The 1668-nt window shown below is 50.4% G+C and carries 2 protein-coding genes; one reads left to right on the forward strand and one right to left on the reverse strand.

Annotated elements, in window-relative coordinates:
- The coding region (locus tag J4G02_07385) for a TIM barrel protein (protein ID MCE2394396.1) at positions 1 to 461 on the reverse strand (461 nt) is incomplete at its 3' end.
- 350 nt (positions 462 to 811) lie between these two features.
- Between J4G02_07385 and J4G02_07390 the strand changes: the two genes are divergently transcribed.
- Positions 812 to 1633 (forward strand): cupin domain-containing protein, encoded by an 822-nt coding sequence (locus tag J4G02_07390; protein ID MCE2394397.1) that lies wholly within the window; start codon positions 812 to 814, stop codon positions 1631 to 1633.
- Positions 1634 to 1668: the final 35 nt, after the last annotated feature.

Here is a 1668-nt window from a genome sequence, read left to right on the forward strand (position 1 = left end):
CCACTTGCGCCGGGCGAACCGGCATACTGTCCGGTATCGACGATGTGTGTGAAGTAGGGGTGATCCGTTTCACGGAGGGCGCGAAGCAGATCATCGCCGGTGCGGGTGACATTGTTGTGATTGTGATTCTGTAAGCCGACGAGGATTCCCTTTTCGTAGCCGTACTCCGCAACTTCCTTGAACCCGGCAATCATCGGTGGCCAGACTGCCTCCTCATCTTTGTGCTCTTCCCGTAGGTATGCGGCGAAGACGCGAACCAATGGACAACTCATAAAATCTGCGACATCAATCCACTTCTTGATTAACGCAATCTGCTCCGGATGTTCCTCAATCGGACGTCCAAAATCGTTGCTGATTCCGATATATCCGAGTGGTAGCCCCTTCTGCATCAGGTCCTTTTTGACCGTTCGTAGATAATCAATGTCGGTAGATTCAAACGCGCTCGTATGCAACTCAATCATGTCATATCCCAAGTCATAGACAATTTGTGCAAAAGCTCAAAGACATGGCACCGATTTTCATCATGGCAAATGCTCCGTGTATAGAAAACAGATTTTCAAAAATAAATTTTCATGCTAATGTCGAGTTTAGCACAGTAGACTCACTCCGTCAAGTCCAAAAGCCAATGGGTAGGCCTATCGCTAGTACCCGCATCACAGGCTATTTTATATCTCTTGAGCACTCCCATCCATATGCACAAATTTTGTTGAGTTGCGATCTCAGGCGTGGTAAGATACTGCTCGACTGGCTTTGAAGATTGCAGCAAATGGCTGCCAAATTTTAATACGATACAAGGGAGAGAGAAATAGCCATGCGTATTGCTCATGTGCATCGGGATGAATTGAGTGTGTCAGAAAGTGTCCATGGCGGGGCAGGTCATCTTTTAATTAAGGGGCTCTGGGGCGAGGGAGATTTTCAGACGCCGTGGTGGTTTGTCCATTACGCGATTTTGCCGCCCGGTGGCGGGATTGGTCATCACCGCCACGATGAGTGCGAAGAGATGTTCACAATTTTGGACAACGCCGCACAGTTCACTCACAACGGCAGAACGGCAGAGGTAGTTGGGGGTGCGACTGTCCCTTGCCGAAAGGGGGAATCACACGCAATCTACAACCATACGGATAAAGAGACACGGTTTATGAATTTCTGTGTCGCGAATCCGGGGGGTGGATATGATTGCACAGATTTTGGGGAGGACCGTGTCGGTGCGCCGTTAGAGGCGGTTGATAGGCTTCCCGTTGGGCGGCTTGACCACGATCTACTGACTTTTATCCCAAATGTCCATGGGGGCAAAGGGAAAGTAGGGATAAGGCAGGTTTGGGGGCATCAGGATTTCCGAACCAATTGGGGATTCGTTGTTCACTGCGTGGTTCCACCCGGTGCATCGGTCGGCTATCATCGCCACGACGTGATAGAGGAGACCTACATCATCATGGCGGGCAGCGGTCGAATGACGATGGACGACGAAACAGAAGAGGTGCATGTAGGCGACGCTATCCCGAACAAGTTGGGGGGATCGCACGGTATCTACAACCACAGGCAAGAGGATTTGGAAATGCTCGTGATGGCTGTCTGTATGGAGCCGGGACAGTTCGACGGCTATGACTTAGGAGACGACTTGACTTCACGATAGTAGGTCTGAAAGGAGAGATTGATGGGACAACTTGA

Source organism: Candidatus Poribacteria bacterium (genome assembly GCA_021295755.1).
In the GTDB taxonomy this organism is placed as follows: domain Bacteria; phylum Poribacteria; class WGA-4E; order WGA-4E; family PCPOR2b; genus PCPOR2b.

Bases quoted from the DNA above. Each gene is read 5' to 3' on its own strand.
- J4G02_07390 (MCE2394397.1), top strand. From the start codon at position 812: ATGCGTATTGCTCATGTGCATCGGGATGAATTGAGTGTGTCAGAAAGT.